The organism is Moorena sp. SIO3I6 (assembly GCF_010672095.1).
Window position 1 is genome coordinate 1 of the sequence record NZ_JAAHHU010001284.1, and the last position, 1,457, is coordinate 1,457.

Below are 1,457 nucleotides of genomic sequence, written 5' to 3' on the forward strand. Positions count from 1 at the left end.
GACTTTTTTCGTGGTATATTGGAACAGTGTTCCTCTGTCAGAGTCCATAATGTCGGGCAAGATGTATTAACTACGTTAGGGATGCCGATGGATTTTAATTTTTGCTCGGTATAGCTATCTCTAACCGAGTGGAGATAGGTATTACTGAGCAGCACTTTATACAAAACTCTTGTATAAAAATTAGGCTTTTTTTGATATTTCCACCAGCCCACACCCAACAAAATAATGTCATTAATAAATAGGGAATCCCACAGATTAACTTTCCATTGCTTATAGGAATTCATCTTCGATGATAAAAGATTTGTGCCCCCAATAATTTTGATGTCACTCATCCTCATGTATTTATAAGAGTTACTGGAAATTTGATCTTGAGTTTGAATCCGAATTAATAGGGGTTCATCAAAGGTTGTATCTATAATGTTATCGACAGAGTCAATAATAATCTGATCGCCTAAGTTAGAGCTGCAAATCGATGGATCTAAAAGGGAAATGACTTTCATAGTTTTTTAAGAAAATCTGAAAATGCTTAATAATTTAGTGAATTTAGAGCGTTTAATAAAATTTTGAAAATAATTGTGGTCATAATCTCTATCGACAGCTGTAAATTGGTTATAATTTATCGGAAAATCAAGACTTATGGTTTTCAGTTGTGCTAGTTGGCTAGTTGCTGATACGGTATGGGTTGCCCCTTCACCAAAACCAATATTTGAAATCAGGTTAACAGCAGGAACAATTGATAAGCCAGACTGTGAAAGTCTGGCAAAACTCCATCGGTAATCCCAAGCATCATACTTACCGTTTAGTGTAGAATCAAACGATTTTTTACGGGCTTGGTAATGCTCGTTATTTGCCAACACATCCCTGATCCGATTTTTGATATCAGGATTTGACCAAAGACTCATAGTGATATCATAATAATTCCATGCCCTTCGCCAAGAAGCCCAACCCCAAATTCCACCATAATAGGAGAAATGATAACTCTGACGATCAGACTTCCATTTACCTAGAAAGTTAGTCCCACTAACCATCATGACTCGCTCATCGTCTCGATATCGCTCTAACAGATTTTCACAAAATGGGAAAAAATCGGGATGGGGGAGACAATCATCTTCAAGAATAATTGCTTCTTCAACGGTGTTAAAAACCCAGTCTATTCCACTTGACACTCGCTGACAGCAGCCCAGATTTACATCAGAGTAGTTTTCCAAAACCTCACAATCCCAATCGACGCGCTCAATAATTGCACGAGCTGCAGCACACTTTTCTGCTTCACCTGGTCGATCCGCACGGGGTCCATCAGCAATCACAAAAAGTTTGGGAGGTTTGGCTTCGCGAATTACTTCAAATACTCTCTCAGTAGTATCTGGTCGTTTGAAGATTATGAAGGCAACTGGAGTTTTCATCTTTATCTACATAATTAATATAAAAACTAGTATTTTTGAATAACGACTTGCTAA

Annotated in this window: 2 protein-coding genes; both read right to left on the reverse strand. The window is 37.6% G+C overall.

What is annotated here, in order from left to right:
* Positions 1–500, reverse strand: a 500-nt coding sequence (locus F6K49_RS48590) for a polysaccharide pyruvyl transferase family protein (protein ID WP_293109864.1), incomplete at its 3' end; no start/stop codon positions are given.
* 6 nt (positions 501–506) lie between these two features.
* Positions 507–1,403: a glycosyltransferase family 2 protein gene (locus F6K49_RS48595; protein ID WP_293109866.1), complete on the reverse strand. Its 897-nt coding sequence runs from the start codon at positions 1,401–1,403 to the stop codon at positions 507–509.
* Positions 1,404–1,457: the final 54 nt, after the last annotated feature.

Excerpts from the sequence above, each read along its gene's own strand:
- F6K49_RS48595 (WP_293109866.1), bottom strand. The coding sequence starts at position 1,403 with ATGAAAACTCCAGTTGCCTTCATAATCTTCAAACGACCAGATACTACT.